This window comes from Streptomyces malaysiensis subsp. samsunensis (assembly GCF_024519315.1).
In the GTDB taxonomy this organism is placed as follows: Bacteria; Actinomycetota; Actinomycetes; order Streptomycetales; family Streptomycetaceae; genus Streptomyces; species Streptomyces malaysiensis.
In genome coordinates this window covers 324,647-350,623 of sequence record NZ_JANIIC010000001.1, presented here as the reverse complement: position 1 = coordinate 350,623, position 25,977 = coordinate 324,647, and the positions used below count along the sequence as shown (strand labels likewise).

The 25,977-nt window shown below is 73.3% G+C and carries 2 protein-coding genes; both read left to right on the top strand.

The annotated features are described in order from the left end of the window. Window positions 1-51 precede the first annotated feature (51 nt). Window positions 52-16,233: a type I polyketide synthase gene (locus NQU54_RS01275; RefSeq protein WP_257629333.1), complete on the top strand. Its 16,182-nt coding sequence runs from the start codon at window positions 52-54 to the stop codon at window positions 16,231-16,233. A gap of 65 nt (window positions 16,234-16,298) precedes the next feature. Continuing rightward, entirely contained in the window at window positions 16,299-25,928 is a 9,630-nt protein-coding gene (locus NQU54_RS01270; protein WP_257629332.1) for a type I polyketide synthase, read from the top strand. Window positions 25,929-25,977 lie beyond the last annotated feature (49 nt).

The window sequence follows — 25,977 nt, the reverse complement described above, 5'->3', positions numbered from 1 at the left end:
CCTGCTCCACAAGAGCTCATCGACTCATCTCAGCACCGCGGAGACGGCGTAATGGCGACGGCGAACGAAGAGAAGTACCTCGACTACCTCAAGCGGGCCACCACCGACCTGCGCGAGGCGCGGCGGCGGCTGCGCGAGGTCGAGGAGCGTGAGCAGGAGCCGATCGCCATCGTGGCGATGAGCTGCCGCTACCCCGGCGGGGTCAGCACCCCCGAGGAGCTGTGGGAGCTCGTCGCCCGCGGCGGCGACGCGGCCACGCCGTACCCCGCCAACCGCGGCTGGGCCACCGACGTCCTCTTCGAGCCGGACCCGGACAGCGGCGAGGAGCCCTACGTCCACGAGGGCGGCTTCCTGCACGACGCGGCCGACTTCGACCCGGCGTTCTTCGGCATCTCGCCGCGCGAGGCGCTCGCCATGGACCCCCAGCAGCGGCTGCTGCTGGAGACCTCCTGGGAGGCGTTCGAACGGGCCGGGATCGACCCGACCACGCTCCAGGGCAGCCAGACCGGTGTGTTCGCGGGCGTGATGTACCACGACTACGCCTCCCGGCTGTTCTCCGCGCCGGAAGACGTCGAGGGCTTCCTCGGCAACGGCAGCTCCGGCTCCATCGCCTCCGGCCGCGTCGCCTACACCTTCGGCCTGGAAGGCCCGGCCGTCACCATCGACACGGCCTGCTCCTCCTCGCTGGTCGCCCTGCACTTCGCCGCGCAGGCGCTGCGCCGGCGCGAATGCTCGCTGGCGCTGGCCGGCGGTGTCACCGTGATGTCCACCCCCGGCACCTTCACCGAATTCAGCCGCCAGCGCGGACTGGCCAGGGACGGCCGCTGCAAGTCCTTCGCCGAGGCCGCCGACGGCACCGGCTGGGGCGAGGGCGCGGGCATGCTCCTGCTGGAGCGGCTCTCCGACGCCCGCGCAAACGGCCACCAGGTGCTGGCCCTCGTCCGCGGCAGCGCCATCAACCAGGACGGCGCCAGCAGCGGACTCACCGCGCCCAACGGCCCCTCCCAGCAGCGCGTCATCCGCCAGGCCCTGGCGAGCGCCCGGCTCTCCGCCGGACAGATCGACGTGGTCGAGGCCCACGGCACGGGCACCACCCTCGGCGATCCCATCGAGGCGCAGGCCCTGCTCGCCACGTACGGGCGCAACCACACCGAGGACCAGCCGCTGTGGCTGGGGTCCATCAAGTCGAACATCGGGCACACCCAGGCCGCCGCCGGTGTCGCGGGCATCATCAAGATGGTCATGGCGATGCGCCACGGGGTGCTGCCGCAGACGTTGCACGTCGACCAGCCCACCACCAACGTCGACTGGGCCGCGGGCGCCGTCTCCCTCCTGACCGAGCGCCAGGCATGGCCCGAGACCGGCAAGCCGCGCCGGGCCGCCGTGTCCTCGTTCGGCATCAGCGGCACCAACGCCCACACCATCCTGGAGCAGGCGCCGGAGCCGGAGGAGGCGGCAGAAGCCGCGAAGACGGCCGACGACGCCCCCGCCGAGACCCGCGCGGCAACCGCGCTGCCGCTGTGGACCGTGGCCGCCAAGAGCCGCCCCGCGCTGCGCGCCCAGGCCGCCAACCTGCGCGCCCACCTCGACACCCACCCCGAACAGCGCCTCACCGACATCGGCTTCTCGCTGGCCACCGGCCGGGCCGCCTTCGACCACCGGGCGGCGATCGTCGCCGAGGACCGCGAGGGCCTGATCCGCGCCCTCGACGCGCTCTCCCACGAGGAGCCCGCGACCGGGCTGGTCGAGGGGAAGGTGGCCGGTGGCAAGGTGGCGTTCCTGTTCACGGGGCAGGGGAGCCAGCGGCTGGGGATGGGGCGGGAGCTCTACGACGCGTTCCCGGCGTTCGCGGACGCGCTGGACGCGGTGTGTGCGGAGCTGGATCCGCATCTCGAACGGCCGCTGCGGGATGTGCTGTTCGGGGAGGACGCGGAGGCGCTGGACCGGACGGGGTTCACTCAGCCCGCGCTGTTCGCGGTCGAGGTGGCGTTGTTCCGGTTGGTGGAGGCGTGGGGTCTGACGCCGGACTTCCTGTCCGGGCATTCGATCGGTGAGCTGGCGGCGGCCCATGTGGCGGGTGTGTTGTCGCTGGCGGACGCTGCGGCGTTGGTGGCGGCGCGTGGCCGGTTGATGCAGGAGTTGCCCGGCGGTGGTGCGATGGTCGCGGTGCAGGCGTCGGAGGACGAGGTGGCGCCGCTGCTGACCGAGCGGGTCAGCATCGCCGCGCTCAACGGGCCCACCTCAGTCGTCATCGCGGGTGACGAGGACGCGGCGGCGGAGCTTGCCGCCTCGTTCGAGGCCCAGGGCCGGAAGACCAAGCGGCTGACGGTCAGCCACGCGTTCCATTCGCCGCGCATGGACGGGATGCTGGAGGCGTTCCGTGCGGTGGCGCAGGGGCTGTCGTACGAGGCCCCGCGCATCCCGGTCGTGTCGAATCTGACCGGTGGTGTGGTCTCCGCCGAGGAGATCACCAGCCCGGACTTCTGGGTGCGCCATGTCCGCGAGGCCGTCCGTTTCCTGGACGGGATACGGACGCTGGAGGAGCGCAACGTCACCACGTATCTGGAGCTGGGCCCGGACGGTGTGCTCACCGCCATGGCCCAGGACTGCCTGACCCGCGACGACGCCACCCTTGTGTCCGCGCTGCGCTCCGGCCGCCCGGAGCTGCCGAGCCTGGCCAGCGCCGTCGCCGGGGCGCATGTCCACGGCGTCTCCCCGGACTGGACCGAGGTGTTCGCCGGGGCGGACACGGCCCGTACCGACCTTCCGCTCTACGCCTTCCAGCGCGAGACCTACTGGCTGGACACCGGCTACTGGGCGGGCGACATGGCGGCCGCCGGACTCGGCGCGGCCGACCACCCGCTGCTGGGCGCGGCGGTGGCGCTGGCCGACTCCGACGGTTTCCTCTACACCGGCCGGCTCGCCCTCGACACCCATCCGTGGCTCGCGGATCACGCGGTGGCGGGGTCGGTGCTGCTGCCGGGGACCGCCTTCGTCGAGCTGGCGATACGCGCCGGTGACCAGGTCGGCTGCGAGGTGCTGGAAGAGCTCACCCTGGAGGCGCCGCTGGTGCTGCCCGAGGTGGGCGGCGTGTCGTTGCAGCTCTCGGTGGGCGCGCCCGACGGTTCGGGGCGGCGTTCGCTGATGGTGTACTCGCGATTCGAGGACGCGGCGGCCGATGAGCCGTGGACGCGGCACGCGTCTGGTGTGCTGGGCTCGGGCGCGCACACGCCGTCGTTCGACCTGGCGGTGTGGCCGCCGGAGGGCGCGTCGGCGCTGCCCGTCGAGGGGCTGTACGAGGGCCTGGCCGAGGCGGGGCTGGCGTACGGCCCGGTGTTCCGGGGGCTGACGTCCGCCTGGCGGCTGGGCGATGAGGTCTACGCGGAGCTGGAGCTGCCGGAGGACGCGCGGGCCGGGGCCGGTTCGTTCGGACTGCATCCGGCGCTGCTGGATTCCGCGCTGCACGCGGTGGGCCTGGGCGGTCTGATCGAGGGCGAGGGCGGGGCCCGGCTGCCGTTCTCGTGGGCTGGTGTGTCGTTGCACGCGGTCGGCGCTTCGGTGCTGCGGGTGCGGTTGTCGGCGGCTGGTACGGATGCGGTGTCGTTGGCGGTGGCCGACGGCGCGGGGCGTGCCGTGCTGTCGGTGGACTCGCTGGTGCTGCGGCCGGTGTCGGTCGAGCAGATCCAGGGTGCGCGCGGTGGCCGTCAGGAGTCGCTGTTCCGGCTCGACTGGACTGAGGTGTCCGCCCAGGTCCCGGCCGGGCGATGGGCGCTGCTGGGGACCGACGGCCTCGATCTGGCGTCGGCGGGGCGGCCGTTCGACACCTACGCCGACCTGGACGCGCTGGCCACGGCGGTCGAATCCGGCGCCGCGCTGCCGGATGATGTGGTGGTGTGCTGCGCGCCCGATGGCGAGGGCGGCCCCGCCGCCGTCCACCGGGCCACGGCGGAGGCCCTGGAGCTGATCCAGAAGTGGCTGGCCGACGAGCGATTCGCGGACGCGCGGCTGACCGTGCTCACCTCGGGCGCCGTGACCGCCGGTGCGGATGAGCCGGTGGCGGATCCGGCCCATGCCGCCGTCTGGGGCCTGGTGCGCTCCGCCGAGTCGGAGAACCCGGGCCGCTTCGTGCTGATCGATGTCGACGGCGCGGAAGCGTCGCTGTCGGCGGTGCCGGACGCGCTGGCGTCGGGCGAACCGCAGGTGGCCGTGCGGGACGGGGCCCTGCGGGCGCCGCGTCTGGTGCGGGCGGCGGTGGACGCCGAGGCCGCCGCGCCGGACTTCGACGCCGAGGGCACGGTGCTGGTCACCGGTGCGAGCGGCACGCTGGGCGGGCTGTTCGCCCGCCATCTGGTGGCCGAGCGCGGCGTACGGCATCTGCTGCTGGTGAGCCGCCGTGGTGGCGAGGCTACGGGTGCGGCCGAACTCGCCGCCGAGCTGGCCGAGTTGGGTGCGAGCGTGCGCTGGGTGGCGTGTGATGTCGCCGATCGTGAGGCCCTGGCCGAGGTGCTCGGGGCGGTACCGGCCGAACACCCGCTGACCGGCGTCGTGCACACCGCCGGTGTGCTGGACGACGGTGTGATCGGTTCGCTGTCGCCGGAGCGGCTGGCGCGGGTGCTGCGGCCGAAGGTGGACGCGGCGTGGCATCTGCACGCGCTGACGCGTGAGCTGAACCTGTCGGCGTTCGTGCTGTTCTCGTCCGCCGCCGGTGTCTTCGGCGCCGCCGGACAGGGCAACTACGCCGCCGCCAACGCCTACCTGGACGCGCTCGCCCAGCACCGTACGGCGCGCGGCCTGCCCGGCACCTCGCTGGCCTGGGGGCTGTGGGCGGCCGAATCCGGCGGGATGGCCGGTGAGCTGGACCAGGCGGACGTCTCCCGGATGAGCCGGGGTGGCGTCGTCGCGCTCTCCGCCGACGAGGGCAAGGAGCTGTTCGACGCGGCCGGGCGGACCGGCGAGGCGCTGCTCGTGCCCGTACGGCTGGACCTGGCGGCGGCACGGGCCGAGGCGGCGTCCACCGGTGCGGTGGCCCCGCTGATGTCCGGGCTGGTGCGGGTCCCGGCGCGGCGTACGGCGGAGGGTTCCGCCGGAGCGGGCGCCCTGACCCAGCGGCTGGCCCGGCTGGGCGCGGCCGAGCAGTTGGAGACGCTGCTGGAGCTGGTCCGTACCCAGGTCGCCGCCGTTCTGGGCTACGCCACCGCCGACTCCGTGGACCCCGACCGCGCCTTCCGCGACCTGGGCTTCGACTCGCTGACCGCTGTCGAGCTGCGCAACCGGCTGAACGCTGTGACCGGGATGCGGCTGCCCGCCACCCTGGTCTTCGACTACCCGACCTCCCTCGTCCTGGCCGAACACCTCCGGAACGAACTCGCGGGCACCGGCGCCCAGTCGGGCCTGTCGACGGCGACCGTGGGCGCGGTGGACGACGAGCCCATCGCCATCGTGGCCATGAGCTGCCGTTTCCCGGGCGGCGTGCGCACCCCCGAGGACCTGTGGCGGCTGCTGTCCACCGGCCAGGACGCGGTCTCCGGCTTCCCCGTGGACCGTGGCTGGGACCTGGACGCGCTCTACCACCCGGACCCGGAGCACCCCGGCACCTCGTACACCCGCGAGGGCGGTTTCCTCCACGACGCCGCCGACTTCGACCCCGCCTTCTTCGGGATCTCGCCCCGCGAGGCCCTCGCCACCGACCCGCAGCAGCGGCTGCTGCTGGAGACGTCGTGGGAGGCGTTCGAACGGGCCGGGATCGACCCGACGACGCTGCGGGGTTCGCGTACCGGTGTGTTCGCGGGCGTGATGTACCACGACTACGCCACCCTCGTGGAGCAGGCCCCGGACGGCGGCGGCGAGGGCGCGATCGGCTCCGGCAGCACGGGCTCCATCGCCTCGGGCCGGGTCGCCTACGCCCTGGGCCTGGAGGGCCCGGCGGTGACGGTGGACACCGCGTGTTCGTCGTCCCTGGTGGCGCTGCACTGGGCGATGCAGGCGCTGCGCTCGGGCGAGTGCACGATGGCGCTGGCCGGTGGCGTCACCGTGATGGCGACCCCCGGCACCTTCATCGGCTTCAGCCGTCAGGGCGGGCTGTCCGCCGACGGCCGCTGCAAGGCGTTCTCGGCGGACGCGGACGGCACCGGCTGGGCCGAGGGCGCGGGCATGCTGCTCGTCGAGCGGCTCTCGGACGCGCGGCGCAACGGCCACCCGGTGCTCGCGATCGTGCGCGGCTCGGCGGTCAACCAGGACGGTGCGTCGAATGGGCTGACGGCGCCGAACGGTCCGTCGCAGCAGCGCGTTATCCGCCAGGCGCTGGCCGGTGCGGGGCTGTCCGTCGCGGATGTGGACGCGGTCGAGGCCCATGGCACGGGTACGACGCTGGGCGACCCGATCGAGGCGCAGGCGCTGCTGGCAACGTACGGCCAGGAGCGGGACCCGGAGCGGCCGTTGCTGCTCGGCTCCATCAAGTCGAACATGGGCCATACGCAGGCCGCGGCCGGTGTCGCGGGTGTGATGAAGATGGTCCTCGCCATGCGGCACGGGGTGCTGCCGCGGACACTGCACGCGGACGAGCCGTCGCCGCATGTCGACTGGTCGGCGGGCGCGGTGTCGCTGCTCACGGAGCAGGTGGAATGGCCGGAGACGGGCCGCCCGCGCCGTGCGGGCGTGTCGTCGTTCGGCATCAGCGGCACGAATGTGCACACCATCATCGAGCAGGCGCCGGTCCGCACGGCCGAGTCGGCGGAGGCCCCGGCGGCTCCCGCCGTGGTGCCATGGGTGGTGTCCGGCCGCAGCGCGGCCGCCCTGCGGGCGCAGGCCGAGCGGCTGGTCGCGCACGCGGCGGACCGGCCCGAGCTGGGCGCGGTCGACCTGGGCCACTCGCTGGCGACCGGCCGCTCGGCGTTCGACCACCGCGCGGTGGTAGTGGCCGAGGACCGCGACGGGCTGCTGACGGCTCTGGGGGCGCTGGCCGAGGGACGCCGCGCCGCCGCGCTCGTCCAGGGTGCGGTGGCCGGTGGCAAGGTGGCGTTCCTGTTTACCGGGCAGGGGAGTCAGCGGCTGGGGATGGGGCGTGAGTTGTACGCCTCGTATCCGGTGTTCGCGGAGGCGTTCGACGCGGTGTGTGCGGAGCTGGATCCGCATCTGGAACGGCCGTTGCGGGATGTGGTGTTCGGGGAGGACGCGGAGGAGCTGGACCGGACGGGGTTCACTCAGCCTGCGCTCTTCGCGGTCGAGGTGGCGCTGTTCCGGCTGGTGGCGGTGTGGGGTCTGAAGGCCGACTTCCTGTCGGGGCATTCGATCGGTGAGCTGGCGGCTGCGCATGTGGCGGGTGTGTTGTCGCTGGCGGATGCGGCGACGTTGGTGGCGGCTCGTGGGCGGTTGATGCAGGAGTTGCCCGGCGGTGGGGCGATGATCGCGGTGCAGGCGTCGGAGGACGAGGTGGCGCCGCTGCTGACCGAGCGGGTCTCGATTGCCGCGCTGAACGGGCCGACGTCGGTGGTCATCGCGGGTGATGAGGACGCGGCGGTGGAGATCGCGGCGTCGTTGGAGGCGGAGGGCCGGAAGACCAAGCGGCTGACGGTGAGCCACGCGTTCCATTCGCCGCGTATGGACGAGATGCTGGAGGCGTTCCGTGCGGTGGCGCAGGGGCTTTCGTACGAGGCTCCGCGCATTCCGATCGTGTCCAACCTGACCGGTGCCGTGGTTTCCGCCGAGGAGATCACCACCGCCGACTTCTGGGTGCGCCACGTCCGGGAGGCCGTCCGCTTCCTCGACGGGGTGCGGGCGCTTGAGGCGCAGGGTGTCACCACGTTCGTCGAGCTGGGCCCGGACGGTGTGCTCACCGCGATGGCGCAGCAGTGTGTCACTGGTGAGGACGCCGCGTTCGTCTCGGCGCTGCGCAAGGGCAGGGCCGAGGCCGAGACGCTGACGAAGGCCCTCGCGCGGGCCCATGTGCGCGGTGTGGCGGTGGACTGGGCGGCCGTCTTCGCGGGGACGGGCGCGGCCCGGGTCGAGCTGCCGACGTACGCCTTCCAGTACGCGCGCTACTGGCCCGAGCTGCCCGCCGCCGTGGGCGGCACGGCCGGGCTGGGGCTGGCCACCGTCGACCATCCGCTGGTCGGGGCCGCCGTGCCGCTGGCCGGTGGCGAGGGGCTGCTGCTCACCGGCCGGCTGGGGCTCGACACCCATCCGTGGCTGGCGGACCACGCCGTGATGGGCTCGGTGCTGCTGCCGGGCACGGCGTTTGTGGAGTTGGCGGTTCGTGCTGGTGATGCGGTGGGTTGTGATGGGGTGGAGGAGCTGACGTTGGAAGCGCCGTTGGTGCTTCCTGAGGTGGGTGGTGTTCAGCTTCAGGTGTCGGTGGGGGCGCCGGATGGGTCGGGGCGTCGTGGGTTCGAGGTGTACTCGCGGTTCGAGGACGTGGCCGCCGATGAGGTGTGGGTGCGGCACGCCTCGGGTGCGCTGGTGGAGGGTGCGCCTGCGGCCTCGTTCGACCTGGGCGTATGGCCTCCGGCGGGTGCGACACCGGTTGCGGTCGATGGCCTCTATGAGGGTATGGCGGGTCTGGGGCTCGCCTACGGCCCGGTGTTCCAGGGGCTGACGTCCGCCTGGCGGGTCGGCGATGAGGTCTACGCGGAGCTGGAGCTGCCGGAGGACGCGCGGGCCGACGCGGGTCTGTTCGGTCTGCATCCGGCGCTGCTGGACTCGGCGCTGCATGCGGTGGGTCTTGGTGGTCTGATCGAGGGTGAGGACGGGGCGCGGCTGCCGTTCTCGTGGGCCGGTGTGTCGTTGCATGCGGTGGGTGCTTCGGTGCTGCGGGTGCGGTTGTCGGCCGCCGGTTCCGACGCGGTGTCGCTGGCGGTGGCCGATGGCGCCGGGCGTGCGGTGCTGTCGGTGGATTCGTTGGTGTTGCGGCCGGTGTCGGCTGAGCAGATCGGCGGTGCGCGGGGCGGTCGTCAGGACTCCCTCTTCCGCCTGGAGTGGACCGAGTTCACGGCCGAGCCGGCCGCTCGGGTCGGCGACGGCTGGGCGGTGCTCGGTTCCGAGGTGTTGGAGCGTGGCCTCTCCGGCTCGGACGTGGCCGCGTACGCGGATCTGGCCGCGCTGGGAGCGGCGATCGAGTCGGGCGCGGCGGTGGCCGATGAGGTGCTCGTCGACTTCTCGTCCGACGGGGACGGCGGTCCCGCCGCCGTGCACCGGGCCACGGCCAGGGCGCTGGAGCTGATCCAGACCTGGCTGGCCGACGAGCGGTTCGCGGATGCGCGTCTGACCGTGCTGACCTCGGGCGCGGTGGCCACCGAGGCCGCCGAACCGGTGGTGGACCTGGCGGGTGCCGCCGTATGGGGTCTGCTGCGCTCGGCGCAGGCGGAGAACCCGGGCCGGTTCGTGCTGGTGGATGTGGACGGCGCGGCCGACTCGCTGTCGGCGCTGCCGGGTGCGCTCGGTTCCGGTGAACCGCAGGTGGCCGTACGGGACGGGGTGCTGCGGGCACCGCGTCTGGCGCGGGCCGCCGTGGACACCGAGCAGCCGCTCGACGTCGATGCCGAGGGCACCGTGCTGGTCACGGGTGCGAGTGGCACGCTGGGTGGTCTGCTGGCGCGGCATCTGGTGGTGGAGCGTGGCGTACGGCATCTGCTGCTGGTGAGCCGCCGTGGTGGCGAGGCACCGGGTGCGTCCGAACTCAACGCCGAGCTGGTCGAGTTGGGCGCGAGTGTGCGCTGGGCGGCCTGTGATGTGGCGGACCGGGACGCGGTGGCCGCGACCCTCGCCACCGTCCCCGCCGAGCATCCGCTGACGGCGGTCGTTCACACGGCCGGTGTGCTGGACGACGGGGTGATCGGTTCGCTGTCGCCGGAGCGGTTGGAGCGGGTGCTGCGTCCGAAGGTGGACGCGGCCTGGAATCTCCACGAGCTGACCAGCGACCTCGACCTCTCCGCATTCGTGCTGTTCTCGTCCGCCGCCGGTGTCTTCGGCAACGCGGGGCAGGGCAACTACGCGGCCGCCAACGCCTACCTGGACGCGCTCGCCCAGCACCGCCGGGCACATGGCCTGGCCGGTACCTCGCTGGCCTGGGGTCTGTGGGCCGACTCCAGTGCGATGACGGGTGAGTTGGACGAGGCCGATGTGTCCCGGATGAGCCGGGGTGGCGTCGTCGCGCTCTCCGCCGCCGAGGGCCTGGAGCTGTTCGACGCCGCGTACCGCACCGACGAGGCGCTGCTCGTGCCCATGCGGCTGGACCTCGCCGCGATGCGCGCCGAGGCGGCGTCCACCGGTGTGGTCGCGCCGCTGCTGCGCGGGCTGGTGCGCGCCCCGGCGCGGCGTGCGGCGGAGGGTGCTGCGGCGTCGGGTGCGCTGGCGCGGCGGCTGGCCGGTCTGAACGAGGCCGAGCAGCTCGGCGCCCTGCTGGAGCTGGTCCGTACGCAGGTCGCCGCCGTACTCGGCCATGACTCGCTGGACACCGTCGAACCGCATCGCTCCTTCCGTGAGCTGGGTTTTGACTCGCTGACGGCGGTGGAGTTGCGGAACGCTCTGGGTGTGGTGAGTGAGCTGCGGCTGCCCGCGACGTTGGTCTTCGACTATCCGACGCCTGTGGTGTTGGCGGAGTTCTTGCTTGCTGAGGTTGTGGGTGCGGCTGCTGCGGTGGCGGGGCCGGTGGTGGTGTCGGCGGTGGATGATGAGCCGATCGCGATTGTGGGTCTTGGTTGCCGTTATCCGGGTGGGGTGGAGAGTCCGGAGGATCTGTGGCGGCTGGTCATGGAGGGCCGGGACGCGATCTCGGAGTTCCCCACCGACCGTGGCTGGGATCTGGACGGCCTCTACCACCCGGACCCCGACCACCCGGGCACCTCGTACTCCCGCGAGGGCGGCTTCGTCGACCGGGCGGGCCACTTCGACCCGGCGTTCTTCGGTATCTCGCCGCGTGAGGCGCTCGCGATGGATCCGCAGCAGCGGTTGCTGCTGGAGACGTCGTGGGAGGCGTTCGAGCGCGCGGGCATCGACCCGGGTGTGCTGCGCGGCAGCCGTACCGGTGTCTTCGCCGGTGTGATGTACCACGACTACGCCTCCTCGCTCCCGGCGCTTCCGGAAGGCGTGGAGGGATTCGTCGGTACGGGTAATGCGGCGAGTGTGATTTCTGGGCGGTTGGCGTACACGTTTGGTCTTGAGGGGCCGACGATCACGGTGGATACGGCGTGTTCGTCGTCGTTGGTGGCGTTGCATCTGGCGGTTCAGGCGTTGCGGAATGGTGAGTGTTCGCTGGCGCTCGCGGGTGGTGTGACGGTGATGGCGACTCCGGCGCCGTTTGTGGAGTTCAGTCGTCAGCGTGGGTTGGCTGCTGATGGGCGGTGCAAGGCGTTTTCGGCGGATGCGGATGGTACGGGTTGGTCCGAGGGTGCGGGCATGCTGCTGGTGGAGCGGCTGTCCGATGCCCGGAAGAACGGCCATCCGGTGCTGGCGGTCGTGAGTGGCTCCGCCATTAACCAGGATGGTGCGTCGAATGGTCTGACGGCGCCGAATGGTCCGTCGCAGCAGCGCGTGATCCGTCAGGCGTTGGCGAATGCGGGTCTGTCGGCGTCCGAGGTGGATGCGGTGGAGGCGCATGGCACGGGCACCAGTCTCGGTGACCCGATTGAGGCGCAGGCGCTTATGGCCACTTATGGTCAGGAGCGGGATGGGGAGCGGCCGTTGCTGCTGGGTTCCATCAAGTCGAATATGGGTCATACGCAGGCTGCCGCCGGTGTTGCGGGGATCATCAAGATGGTGATGGCGATGCGGCATGGTGTGTTGCCGCGGACGTTGCATGCGCAGGAGCCGTCGCCGCATATTGACTGGTCGGCGGGTGCGGTGTCGTTGTTGCGGGAGTCGGTGGAGTGGCCGGAGTCGGGTCGTCCCCGGCGTGCGGCGATCTCCTCGTTCGGCTTCAGCGGTACCAACGCCCACACGATCATCGAGCAGGCCCCCGAGCCCGAGCCGACGGAGGCCCCCGCTACCCCGGTCGCCAAGCCGTCCGTTCTGCCGTGGGTGCTCTCCGGCAAGAACACCGACGCGCTGCGTGCCCAGGCCGAGCGGCTGCTCGCCGATCTCGACCGGCGCCCCGACGTGTCGCTCACCGACCTCGGCTACTCGCTCGCGACCACCCGCGCCGCGCTGGACCACCGCGCGGTGGTCGTCGGCGGGGACCGCGCCGGGCTGGTCGAGGGGCTGGAGGCGCTGGCGCGCGGCGAGTCGACGGCAGGGCTCACGCAGGGCGCGGTGGCCGACGGCAAGGTGGCCTTCCTGTTCACCGGGCAGGGCAGCCAGCGGCTCGACATGGGCCGCGAGCTCCACGACGCCTACCCGGCGTTCGCCGAGGCGCTGGACACGGTCTGCGATGAGCTGGACACGCACCTCGAACGGCCCCTGAAGACCGTGATGTTCGGCGAGGACGCGTCCGCGCTCGACCGGACCGGGTTCACCCAGCCCGCGCTGTTCGCCATCGAGGTGGCGCTGTTCCGGCTGGTCGGGACCTGGGGTCTGAAGGCGGACTTCCTCTCCGGGCACTCGATCGGTGAGCTGGCCGCCGCGCATGTGGCGGGTGTGCTGTCGCTCGCCGACGCGGCGAAGCTGGTGGCGGCCCGGGGCCGTCTGATGCAGGAGCTTCCGGCCGGTGGCGCGATGGTGGCCGTCCAGGCGTCGGAGGACGAGGTGGCGCCGCTGCTCACCGAGCGCGTGTCGATCGCCGCGCTCAACGGCCCGACGTCGGTGGTCATCGCCGGTGACGAGGACGCGGTTGTCGCGATCGCGGCCGATTTCGAGGCCCAGGGCCGTAAGACCAAGCGCCTCACCGTGAGCCATGCGTTCCACTCGCCGCGTATGGACGGCATGCTGGACGCCTTCCGCGAGGTGGCGCAGAGTCTGTCGTACGAGGCCCCGCGCATTCCGATCGTCTCCAACCTCACCGGCACCATCGTCTCCCCGGACGAGATCGCGACCCCCGACTTCTGGGTGCGCCACGTCCGCGAAGCCGTCCGCTTCCTCGATGGCGTCCGCACTCTCGAAGCCCAGGGCGTCACCACCTACATCGAACTCGGCCCCGACGGTGTCCTCACCGCCATGGCCCAGGAGTGCGTCACCGGCGCCGACGCGGCGGTGGGCTTCGCCGCCGCGCTGCGCAAGGGCCGTCCCGAGGCCGAGGCGCTGGTGACAGCCCTCGCGCGGGCCCATGTCCGTGGTGTGACGGTGGACTGGGCGGCGTTCTTCGCCGGGACCGGTGCCCACCGCACCGAGCTGCCGACGTACCCCTTCCAGCGCGAGCGCTACTGGCTGGAGGCGCCCGCCGGAGCCGTCGGCGATGTGGTCTCGGCCGGGCTCGGCTCGGCGGACCACCCGCTGCTGGGCGCGGCGGTGGAGCTGCCGGACTCCGAGGGTGTCCTCTTCACGGGCCGGCTCTCGCTCCGTACGCACCCCTGGCTGGCCGACCACGCCGTGCTGGACACCGTGCTGCTGCCCGGTACGGCGCTGGTCGAGCTGGCGGTGCGCGCCGGTGACCAGGTCGGCTGCGATCTGCTGGAGGAGCTGACCCTCGAAGCGCCGCTGATCCTGCCGGAGCGCGGCGGAGTGCAGCTGCGGGTCGCGGTGGACGAGCCCGACGGCCCCGACGGGCAGCGTGCGCTGACCGTCTACTCACGGCTGGAGGACGCCGCCGACGAGCCGTGGATCCGGCACGCCTCCGGTGTGCTCACGGTCGCCGGCCCCGCCGCCGTCGCCACCGGCCCGGCGGAGTGGCCCCCGGCCGCCACCGGGACCGCCGACCTCGAACCGCTCGACGTGGACGGGCTGTACGACGGCTTCGCCGCGCTCGGCCTCGGCTACGGGCCGGTGTTCCAGGGGCTGCGGGCCGCATGGCGGCGCGGCGACGAGGTGTTCGCCGAGGTGGCGCTGGACGAGGAGCGGCAGGGTGAGGCCCGTGCGTACGGGCTGCACCCGGCGCTGCTGGACGCCGCGCTGCACACGGTGGCGCTCGGCGGGTTCTTCCCGGCCGAGGAGGCGGGCCGGGCCCGGCTGCCGTTCTCGTGGGACGCCGTGCGGCTGCACGCGGTCGGCGCGGCCGCGCTGCGGGTGCGGGTCTCCCCGGCCGGTTCGGGCGCGGTGGCGCTGGAGGTCACCGACGAGGCCGGTGCCCCGGTGGTGTCGGTCGGCTCGCTCGCGCTGCGGCCGCTGGACGCCGAGCAGTTCGCGGGCGCCCGTACCGCACACCACGAGGCGCTGTTCCGCGTCGACTGGGCCGCGCTGCCCGCGCCCGCCGAGCGGCAGCGGACCGAGGACACCGCGCTGTGGGCCGTCCTGGACGGCACCGGCGGCGGCGATCTGAAGATCACGGCCGCGCTGATGGACGCGGACACCGGTATCGAGGCCGAGACCTACGCGGGGCTCTCCGCGCTCGCCGAGGCGGTGGAGGCCGAGGGGATCGCGCCCGATGTGGTCCTCGTGCCGTGCCTGCCCGACCTGGGCACGCCCGGGGACACCGCGGGCGCCGCGCACACGGTCGTCCGGCGGACACTGGCGCTGGTCCAGGAGTGGATCGCCGACGAGCGGTTCGCCGACTCCCGGCTGGTCCTGCTCACCCGTGGCGCGGTGGCCGTGACCACGGGCGACGACACCCAAGGGGAGGTCGAAGGCGCCGAGGGTGTGGACGATCTGACGCACGCCGCGGCCTGGGGTCTGGTGCGCTCGGCGCAGGCCGAGCACCCGGGCCGGTTCGTCCTGGTCGATGTCCACGGCGACCCGGCCAACGGGGCCGCCGACGGCTGGCTCCCCGCCCTGGTGGCCGCGTTGCGCACCGACGAGCCACAGCTGGCCGTGCGCGCCGGGGCCGTCCACGCACCGCGCCTCGCGCGGGTGGCGGCCCTGGACGAGGCGGCCGTGCCCGGTCTCGACCCGGCGGGCACCGTGCTGGTGACGGGCGCGTCCGGCACCCTGGGCGGGCAGCTGGCCCGCCATCTGGTGACCGAGCGCGGCGCCCGGAGGCTGCTGCTGACCAGCCGCCGTGGCGCGGAGGCGGCGGGGGCCGCCGAACTCGCCGCCGAGCTGGGCGCGTTGGGCGCCGAGGTCGCCTGGGCGGCATGTGACGCGGCCGACCGGGACGCCCTGGCCGAGGTCATCGCGTCCGTCCCCGACGGCCACCCCCTCACCGCCGTGATCCATGCGGCGGGTGTGCTGGACGACGGGGTCGTCGAATCCCTCACCCCCGAGCGTGTCGAGCGGGTGCTGCGGCCCAAGGTGGACGCGGCGTGGAATCTGCACGAGCTGACCCGCGGCCTCGACCTGGCGGAGTTCGTGCTGTTCTCCTCGGCGGCCGGTGTCTTCGGCAACCCGGGGCAGGGCAACTACGCGGCGGCCAACGCCTTCCTGGACGCCCTCGCCCAGCACCGCCGCGCCCAGGGGCTGCCCGCCACCTCGCTCGCCTGGGGTCTGTGGGAGGACGAGGGCGGCATGGCCGCGACCCTCGCGACCGCCGACCGGCAGCGGATGAGCCGCGGCAGCATGGGGGCGCTGAGCAACGCCGAGGGCCTGGCCCTGTTCGATGTGTCCGGGCTCGCCGGACACGCGGTGCTCATCCCCGCCGCCCTGGACATCGCCGCCCTGCGTGCCCAGTCCACGGCCGGGGTCGCCCCGCTCCTGCGCGGGCTGATCCGCACCCCCGTACGGCGGGCCGCGGCCGGTGGCGGCGGGGCGGACGAGGCGGCGAGCCTCGCCGAGCGGCTCGCGGGCATGTCCGCGGCCGAACGGGACCGCTTCCTGCTCAACCTGGTCTGCGGCCAGGTGGCCACCGTGCTCGGCTACGGCAGCGCGGCGGCGATCGAACCCGGCGCGGCCTTCAAGGAGCTGGGCGTCGACTCGCTCACCGCCGTGGAACTCCGCAACCGGCTCGGCGCCGCCACCGGGCTCCGGCTGCCCGCCACGCTGATCTTCGACTACCCGACCCCCGAAGCCCTGACCGACCATCTGCGAGCGGAACTCCCGCACGGGGACGGCGCCGGTCCTTCGGTGTTCGGCGAACTCGACCGGCTGGAAGCCGCCCTGGCGGTGGCCGCGGACGACAGCGTCACCCGCTCCAGGATCACCATGCGCCTCCAGGCGCTCCTGGCGAAGTGGAACGACGCCCAGGACGCGACCGGCGACGGCGAAACCGATGACCACGACCTCGAATCCGCGACCGACGATGAGCTCTTCGACCTGCTCGACGACGAACTCGGCTCCTCCTGAACGGGAGCGTTCTGAATCCATGGAACCCATGAGCACCACCTCCCTCTTCGCAAGGAGCCGACGCAATGGTGAATAACGAGGACAAGCTCCGGGACTACCTCAAGCGGGCCACCGCCGACCTGCGTCAGGCCCGCCGGCAGCTCCGCGAGGTCGAGGAGCGGCACCAGGAGCCCATCGCCATCGTCGCGATGAGCTGCCGCTACCCCGGCGGGGTCACCACCCCCGAGGAGCTGTGGCAGCTCGTGCTGGACGGCCAGGACGCGATCTCCGGGTTCCCCACGGACCGCGGCTGGGACGTCGAGTCGCTCTATGACGCCGACCCCGACCAGGCGGGCGCCAGCTACGTCGACGAGGGCGGATTCCTCTATGACGCGGGCGGCTTCGACCCGGCGGTCTTCGGGATCTCGCCGCGTGAGGCCATGGCGATGGACCCGCAGCAGCGGCTGCTGCTGGAGGCGTCCTGGGAGGCGTTCGAGCGGGCCGGGATCGACCCGACCGGGCTGCGCGGCCACCGGACCGGTGTTTTCGCGGGTGTGATGTACCACGACTACACCTCGCGGCTCGACTCCGTGCCCGAGGGCGTCGAGGGCTTCCTCGGCACCGGCAGCTCCGGCTCCATCGCCTCCGGCCGGGTGTCCTACACCTTCGGCCTGGAGGGCCCGGCCGTCACCGTCGACACGGCGTGCTCGTCGTCGCTGGTCACCCTGCACATGGCGGTGCAGGCGCTGCGCAACGGCGAATGCTCGCTCGCGCTCGCGGGCGGTGTCACCGTGATGGCCACGCCCTCGACGTTCACCGAGTTCAGCCGGCAGCGCGGCCTCGCCGCCGACGGCCGCTGCAAGCCCTTCGCCGCCGCCGCGGACGGCACCGGATGGGGCGAGGGTGTGGGCATGCTGCTGGTCGAGCGGCTGTCGGACGCCCGCAGATACGGCCATCCGGTGCTCGCCGTCGTGCGTGGCTCGGCGATCAACCAGGACGGCGCCTCCAACGGTCTGACGGCGCCCAACGGCCCGTCCCAGCAGCGCGTCATCCACCAGGCGCTCACCAACGGCCGCCTCTCCGCCGCCGATGTGGACGCCGTCGAAGCACACGGCACCGGCACCACGCTGGGCGACCCGATCGAGGCCCAGGCGCTGCTCGCCACCTACGGCCAGGAGCACACCGAGGACCAGCCGCTGCTCCTCGGCTCCATCAAGTCCAACATCGGGCACACCCAGGCGGCCGCCGGTGTCGCCGGGATCATCAAGATGGTCAAGGCCATCGAGCACGGTGTGCTGCCCAGGACGCTGCACATCGACGAGCCGACCCCGCATGTCGACTGGTCGGCGGGCGCGGTGTCGCTGCTCGCCGAGACCACCCCCTGGCCGGAGACCGGCCGTCCGCGCCGGGCCGCCGTGTCCTCCTTCGGCTTCAGCGGCACCAACGCGCACACCATCCTGGAGCAGGCCCCCGTCGAGGAGGCTGCCGAGGATGCCACCGAGGCACCGGCCCCGGCCAAGCCGCTGGACGTGGTGCCGTGGGCGCTGTCGGGCAAGAGCGCGGCCGCGCTGCGCGCCCAGGCCGAGCGACTGCTGGCCCACCTCGAGGCCGACCCGTCCCTCAGCCCGCTCGACGTGGCCCTCTCGCTGACCACCACCCGGGCCCAGCTCGACCACCGCGCCGTGGTGCGTGGCCAGGACCGCGACACACTGCTGACCGGGCTGACCGCCCTGGCCGAGGGCGGTATGGCGGCGGGTGTCGCACAGGGCTCCGCCGTCGGCGGCCGTACGGCGTTCGTGTTCCCGGGGCAGGGTTCGCAGTGGGCCGGGATGGCGGTGGGGCTGATGGATGCCTCGCCCGTGTTCGCGGCGCGGATCGAGGAGTGTGCGGGGGCGTTGGCGGAGTTCACCGACTGGTCGTTGGTGGATGTGTTGCGGGGTGCGGAGGGTGCGCCGTCGCTGGAGCGCGTCGATGTGGTGCAGCCGGTGTTGTTCGCGGTGATGGTGTCGCTGGCGGAGTTGTGGCGTTCGTTGGGTGTTGTTCCGGCGGCGGTGATCGGTCATTCGCAGGGTGAGATCGCGGCGGCGTGTGTGGCGGGGGCCCTGTCGTTGAAGGACGCGGCGCGTGTGGTGGCGTTGCGCAGTCAGGCCATTGGGCGGGTGTTGGCGGGTAAGGGTGGCATGGTGTCGGTGGCGCTTCCGGTGGCGGAGGTGCGGGAGCGGATCGCGTCCTGGGGCGAGGAGCGCATCTCCGTCGCGGCCGTCAATGGGCCGTCGTCGGTGGTCGTCTCCGGTGAGCCGACCGCGCTGGACGAGCTGCTGGCGTCCTGTGAGGCGGATGAGGTGCGTGCGCGGCGGGTGCCGGTGGACTACGCCTCGCACTCCGCGCAGGTCGAGCTGCTCCGCGAGGAACTCTTGGAGCTGCTCGCCCCCGTGGAGCCCAGGGCTGCCGAGGTGCCGTTCCTGTCGACGGTGACGGGGGAGTGGGTCGAGGGTCCGGAGCTGGATGCCGAGTATTGGTTCACCAACCTCCGTCGCACGGTTGAGCTGGAGGGTGCGGTCCGCCGTCTGCTGGACGAGGGCTTCGGAGCCTTCATCGAGTCCAGCGCGCACCCCGTTCTGACCATGGGCGTGCAGGAGACGGCCGAGGACGCGGGCCGTGAGGCGGCCGCGATCGGGTCGCTGCGCCGTGACGAGGGCGGTCTTGACCGCTTCTGGGCCTCCGTCGGCGAGGCGTGGACACGTGGCGTCACCGTGGACTGGGACGGCGTGTTCGACGGTACGGGCGCGGTCCGCGTCGAGCTGCCCACGTACGCCTTCCAGCACCAGCACTACTGGCTGGAGTCGGGCACCCCCACCGCCGACGCCACCCCCGCCGCCGACCCCGTGGAGGCCCGCTTCTGGGAGGCCGTCGAGCGCGAGGACTGGCAGTCGCTCGCCGCCGAGCTGGACGTGGACGGCGACGAGCGGGTCAGCGCGCTGCTGCCCGCGCTGGCGTCGTGGCGCAAGCAGGCCCGTGAGCAGTCCACGGTGGACGGCTGGCGCTACCGCGTCACCTGGAAGCCGCTCGCCGATGGGCAGCCCGCGCGGCTGACCGGCGTCTGGCTCGTCGTCGAACCCGGCGTACCGGGCACCGAGAACACCGACACCTGGACCGACGCCGTGGCCGGGGTGCTCGCCGAACGCGGCGCCGACGTACGGCGGATCGCCGTGGACACCGACGCCGACGGCCGCGAGGAGCTGACCGAGCGGCTGCGGGCGGCGCTCGCGGAAACCGACGGCATCCCGTTCACCGGAGTGCTCTCGCTGCTGGCCCTCGACGGCCACCCGCACCCCCGCCACCCCTCCGTCCCGGCCGGAGTGGCCGCCCAGCTCGCGCTGGTGCAGGCCCTCGGCGACGCGGAGATCGGCGCGCCGCTGTGGTCCGCCACCCGGGGCGCCGTCTCCGTCGGCCGTGCGGAGCCGCTGGAGTCGCCCGAGCAGGCGCTGGTCTGGGGGCTGGGCCGGGTGGCCGCGCTGGAGCACGGCGAGCGCTGGGGCGGTCTGGTCGATCTGCCCGGGGCGCCCGACGAGCGGGCGCTGGCCCGGCTGGTGACCGCGCTCGCCGGGGCCGAGGAGGAGGACCAGGTCGCGATCCGCGCCACCGGGCTGCTCGTACGCCGTCTGGTGCGCGCCCCGCTGGCCGCCACGCCCCCTGTACGGACCTGGGAGCCGACCGGCACCATTCTGGTCACCGGCGGTACGGGCGCGCTGGGCGCCCATGTGGCGCGCTGGCTGGCCGGCAACGGGGCCGAGAATCTGGTGCTCACCAGCCGCCGTGGCCTGGACGCCCCGGGCGCGGCGGACCTGCGGTCCGAACTGACCGAGCTCGGCGCCAAGGTCACCATCGCCGCGTGTGATGTGGCCGACCGCGCCCAGGTCGAGGCGCTGCTCGCGGACATCCCCGCCGAACACCCGCTGACCGCCGTCGTCCACACGGCCGCCGTGCTGGACGACGGGGTGATCGAGGGCCTGACCACGGACCAGGTGGACCGGGTGCTGAAGGTCAAGGTCGACGCCACCCGCCATCTGCACGAGCTCACCCGGGATCTGGACCTGTCGGCGTTCGTGCTGTTCTCGTCCTTCGCGGCCACCTTCGGCGCGCCCGGCCAGGGCAACTACGCCCCGGGCAACGCCTTCCTGGACGCGTTCGCCGAGTACCGGCGCGCCCAGGGCCTGCCCGCCACCTCGCTGGCCTGGGGCCCGTGGGGCGAGGGCGGTATGGCCGAGGGCGGTGTCGGCGACCGGATGCGCCGCCACGGCGTCATCGAGATGGCACCGCGGTCGGCCGTCACCGCGCTCCAGCACGCGCTGGACCGCGACGAGTCGGTGCTCACCGTGGTCGACATGGAGTGGAAGCGCTTCGTTCTCGCCTTCACCTCCGGCCGCTCCCGTCCGCTGCTGCACGACCTGCCCGAGGCGCGGGACGTCATCCAGGACATGGCCGGGGACGCCGACGCGGACGGCGCGGGCGCGGTCGCGCTGGCCCAGCAGCTGGCCGGGGTGCCGGAGGCCGAGCAGGAGCGGCTGGTGCTGGAGCTCGTCCGCACCGCCGTGGCGGCCGTCCTGGGCTATGCGGGCGCCGATGACGTGGAGGCCGGCCGGGCCTTCAAGGAGCTGGGCTTCGACTCGCTGACCGCCGTCGAACTGCGCAACCGGCTCAGCTCCGCCAGCGGGCTGAAGCTGCCGCCGACCCTGATCTTCGACTACCCCACCCCCACGGTGCTCGCGCGCCATCTGCGCGGCGAGATCGCCGGTGAGCGGAGCGCCGCGGTGGCCGCGCTGCCCACCGCCGCGGCGCTCGCCGACGACGAGCCGATCGCCATCGTCTCCATGAGCTGCCGCTTCCCCGGCGGCGTGCGGACCCCCGAGGAGCTGTGGCAGCTGCTCGTCTCCGGTGGCGACGCGCTGTCGGAGTTCCCGGGCGACCGCGGCTGGGACACCGAGGCCCTCTACAACCCGGACCCGGACGCGCAGGGCACCAGCTACACCCGCGAGGGCGGATTCCTCACCGGGGCCGGTGAGTTCGACCCCGCCTTCTTCGGGATCTCGCCGCGTGAGGCCATGGCGATGGACCCGCAGCAGCGGCTGCTGCTGGAGGCGTCCTGGGAGGCGTTCGAGCGGGCGGGCATCGACCCGGCCACGCTGCACGGCAGCCCGTCCGGTGTCTTCGTCGGCACCAACGGCTCCGACTACTCCATCCTCATGCGCAGCAACACCGAGGGCTACGAGGGCCACCTGGCCACCGGCAGCGCCGCGAGCGTCGTCTCCGGCCGGCTCTCGTACACCTTCGGTCTGGAGGGCCCGGCCGTCACCGTCGACACCGCGTGCTCGGCGTCGCTGGTGGCGCTGCACCTGGCCGTCCAGTCGCTGCGCCAGGGCGAGTGCTCGATCGCGCTCGCGGGCGGGGTGACCGTGATGGCCACCCCGGGCACGTTCATCGAGTTCAGCCGCCAGCGCGGACTGTCCTCCGACGGCCGCAGCAAGGCGTTCTCCGCGGACGCGGACGGCTTCAGCCCGGCCGAGGGCGTGGGCATGCTGCTGGTCGAGCGGCTGTCGGACGCCCGCAAGAACGGCCATCCGGTGCTGGCGATCGTGCGTGGCAGCGCGATCAACCAGGACGGCGCTTCCAACGGGCTGACGGCGCCCAACGGCCCGTCCCAGCAGCGGGTGATCCGGCAGGCGCTCGCCAACGCCCGGCTGTCCGCGGCCGAGGTGGACGTCGTGGAAGCACACGGCACCGGTACGACGCTGGGCGACCCGATCGAGGCGCAGGCGCTGCTCGCCACCTACGGCCAGGAGCGGCCCGAGGGGCAGCCCCTGCTGCTCGGCTCCATCAAGTCCAACATCGGCCACGCCCAGGCGGCCGCCGGTGTCGCGGGTGTGATGAAGCTCGTGCTCGCGCTGCGCCACGGCGTTCTGCCCGAGTCGCTGCACATCGTGGAGCCCACCTCGCATGTGGACTGGTCGGCGGGCGAGGTCGAGCTGCTGACCGAGGCGCGGGAGTGGCCGGAGACCGGACGTCCGCGCCGGGCCGCGGTGTCCTCGTTCGGCTTCAGCGGCACCAACGCGCACGCCATCATCGAGCAGGCGCCCGCCGAGGAGCCGGACGAGACCGAGCCGGTGACCCGGCGGCCCGGGGCGCTGCCGTGGACGGTGTCCGGCAGGAGCGAGGCGGCGCTGCGCGCCCAGGCCGGCAAGCTGCTGGCCCACCTCGACGCCGACCCCACTCTGCGCCCGCTGGACATCGGCCACGCGCTGGCCACCACCCGCGCCGCCTTCGACCGGCGCGCGGTCCTGGTGGGCACAGATCGGGACGATTTCGTCCGTGGTTTGGACGCCCTCGCTAGGGGGCAGGTCGTTCCCAACCTGGTGCAGGGGGCCTCAATCGGGGGCAAGGCCGCATTCGTGTTCCCAGGACAGGGGTCACAATGGGTAGGCATGGCCGTGGAGCTGTTGGATGCTTCACCGGTGTTCGCTGCCCGTATTGATGAGTGTGCCGCCGCGCTCGCAGAGTTCACCGACTGGTCGTTGGTGGATGTGCTGCGCGAAGCGGAGGGCGCACCGTCACTGGAGCGGGTGGACGTTGTTCAGCCGGTGTTGTTCTCCGTGATGGTTTCGCTCGCGGAGCTGTGGCGTTCGCTGGGTGTGCGGCCGTCGGCCGTGGTCGGCCATTCGCAGGGTGAGATCGCGGCGGCGTGTGTGGCGGGGATTCTCTCGCTTCAGGACGCGGCGCGTGTGGTGACGTTGCGCAGTCAGGCGATCGGCCGGGTGCTTGCGGGCAAGGGTGGCATGGTGTCGGTGGCGCTTCCGGTGGCGGAGGTGCGGGAGCGGATCGCGCCGTGGGGCGAGGAGCGGATCTCGGTGGCGGCGGTCAATGGACCGTCGTCGGTGGTGGTCTCCGGTGAGCCCGAGGCGCTGGATGAACTGCTGGCGTCCTGCGAGGCGGATGAGGTGCGGGCCCGGCGGGTGCCGGTGGACTACGCCTCGCACTCCGCGCAGGTCGAACTGCTCCGTGATGAGCTGCTGGAGCTGCTCGCGCCGGTACAGCCCAAGACGGCCGAGGTGCCGTTCCTGTCCACCGTGACGGGGGAGTGGGTGGACGGTTCCGAGCTGGACGCCGAGTACTGGTTCACCAACCTGCGTCGCACGGTTGAGCTTGAGGGTGCCATCCGTCGTCTGCTGGACGAGGGCTTCGGTGTGTTCATCGAGTCCAGTGCGCACCCGGTGCTGACGATGGGTGTGCAGGAGACGGCCGAGGACGCGGGCCGTGAGGCGGCCGCGATCGGTTCGCTGCGCCGTGACGAGGGTGGTCTTGACCGCTTCTGGGTCTCGCTGGGCGAGGCGTGGACGCGCGGTGTGAGCGTGGACTGGGAGGCGGTGTACGAGGGGACCGGCGCGGTCCGCGTCGAGCTGCCGACGTACGCCTTCCAGCACCAGACCTACTGGCCGCAGGGCCCGGACGTCCCGGCCGATGAGTCGGGCACGCCGTCCGACGCCGTCGACGCCCGCTTCTGGGAGGCCGTCGAGCGCGAGGACCTGGAGTCGCTGGCCGACACCCTCGCGTTCGGGGACGACGGCGAGCGGTCCTCGCTCGGCGCCGTCCTGCCCGCGCTGGCCTCGTGGCGCAAGCAGGCCCGTGAGCAGTCCACGGTGGACGGCTGGCGCTACCGCGTCACCTGGACCTCGCTGACCGAGCGCCAGGCCCCCCGGCTGTCCGGGACCTGGCTGCTGGCCGTGCCCGAGTCCGCCGCCACCGACGACTGGACGCTCGGCACGATCCGGATGCTCGCCGAACGCGGCGCCGAGGTACGGCAGATCACCCCGACCGCCGTGGAGTCGGACCGCGCGTCGCTGACCCGCCTGGTGCGGGAGGAGCTGGCCGACGCCGGAACGGTCTCCGGTGTGCTCTCGCTGCTCGCCTTCGACGAGGGGACCGCGCCCGGCACCGACGGTGTCAACGCCGGGCTGACCGGCACCGCCGTGCTGATCCAGGCCCTCGGCGACGCCGGGGTGGACGCGCCGCTGTGGTGCGCCACCCGGGGCGCGGTCGCCGTCGGCCGGACGGACAGCGTGGACTCCCCCGAGCAGGCGCTCGTCTGGGGGCTCGGCCGGACCGCCGCGCTGGAGTACCCGGAGCGCTGGGGCGGTCTGGTGGACCTGCCCGGCGCGCCCGACGAGCGGGCGCTGGCCCGGCTCGCCGGGGTGCTCGCCGGGACCGACGGCGAGGACCAGCTCGCGGTGCGCACGGCCGGGGTGTTCGCCCGCAGGCTCGTACACGCCCCGCTGGCCGGTGCGCCCGCCGCACGGTCGTGGAAGCCGGTCGGTACGACGCTGGTCACCGGTGGTATGGGCGCGCTGGGCGCCCATGTGGCGCGCTGGCTCGCGGCCAACGGCGCCGAGCATCTGGTGCTCACCAGCCGCCGTGGCCTGGAGGCCCCGGGCGCGGCCGAGTTGCGGGACGAGCTGACCGGGCTCGGCAGCGAGGTCACCGTCGCCGCGTGCGACGTGGCCGACCGCAAGGCCGTCGAGACGCTGCTCGCCACCATCCCGGCCGACCAGCCGCTCACGGCGGTCATGCACGCCGCGGGCGTTCTGGACGACGGCGTCCTGGACGCGCTCACCCCGGAGCGGTTCGCCACCGTCCTCGGCCCCAAGGCCGACGCGGCGCGCCATCTGCACGAGCTGACCCGCGAGCTGGACCTGTCCGCGTTCGTGCTGTTCTCCGGTATCGCGGGCACGCTCGGCGACGCCGGACAGGGCAACTACGCGGCGGCCAACGCCTATCTCGACGCGCTGGCCGAGCGGCGCCGCGCCGACGGCCTGCCCGCCACCTCGGTGGCCTGGGGCCGCTGGGGCGAGACCGGGCTGGCCGCCGACGGGGCCATCGGCGAGCGGCTGGACCGGGGCGGTGTCCCGGCGATGGCGCCGCACGCGGCGATCACGGCGCTCCAGCGGGCCCTGGACCACGCCGACACGGTCGTGGCCGTGGCCGACATCCAGTGGGACCGCTTCGCCTACGGCTACACGGCGGTCCGCCCCAGCCCGCTCATCGGCGAACTGCCCGAGGTCCGGCGGCTGCGGGAGACCGGCGGCCCGGCGGTGGGCGAGCCCGGCGCGGGCCCGGACGGGTCCCCGGCGGAGGCGCTGCGCAAGCGGCTGGCCGGGATCTCCCGGGCCGAGCAGTCCCTGGTCGTCCTGGAGGTCGTGCGCTCGGGCGCGGCCGCCGCGCTCGGCCACCCCTCGACCGACGAGGTGGGCGCCGGGCGGGCGTTCAAGGAGCTGGGCTTCGACTCGCTCATCGCCCTGGAACTGCGCAACCGGCTGACCGCCGCCACCGGGCAGAAGCTGCCCGCCACGCTGGTCTTCGACTACCCGACCCCGACGGCGCTCGCCGAGTTCCTGTGCGCCCGGATCGTGGGCGACGGCGGTACGGCCGCCGCGCCCGGGGTCGCCGAGCTCGACGCGCTGGAGTCCGCGCTGTCCGTCCTCGACCCCGACAGCGGGGCACGGGAGACCATCGCGGCCCGGCTGCGGGACCTCGCGGCGAAGTGGGCGGAGCCCCGTACGGCCGACGCCGAGGCGGCCGAGGGCGACGGCGGGACCGTGACGGAGAAGTTGCAGGAGGCGACACCCGACGAGGTCTTCGCCTTCATCGACAAGGAACTCGGAATCTAAGGATCGATGGGTCCGCGGGCGCAAGGTTTGTGACGAGAAGCATGGGTGA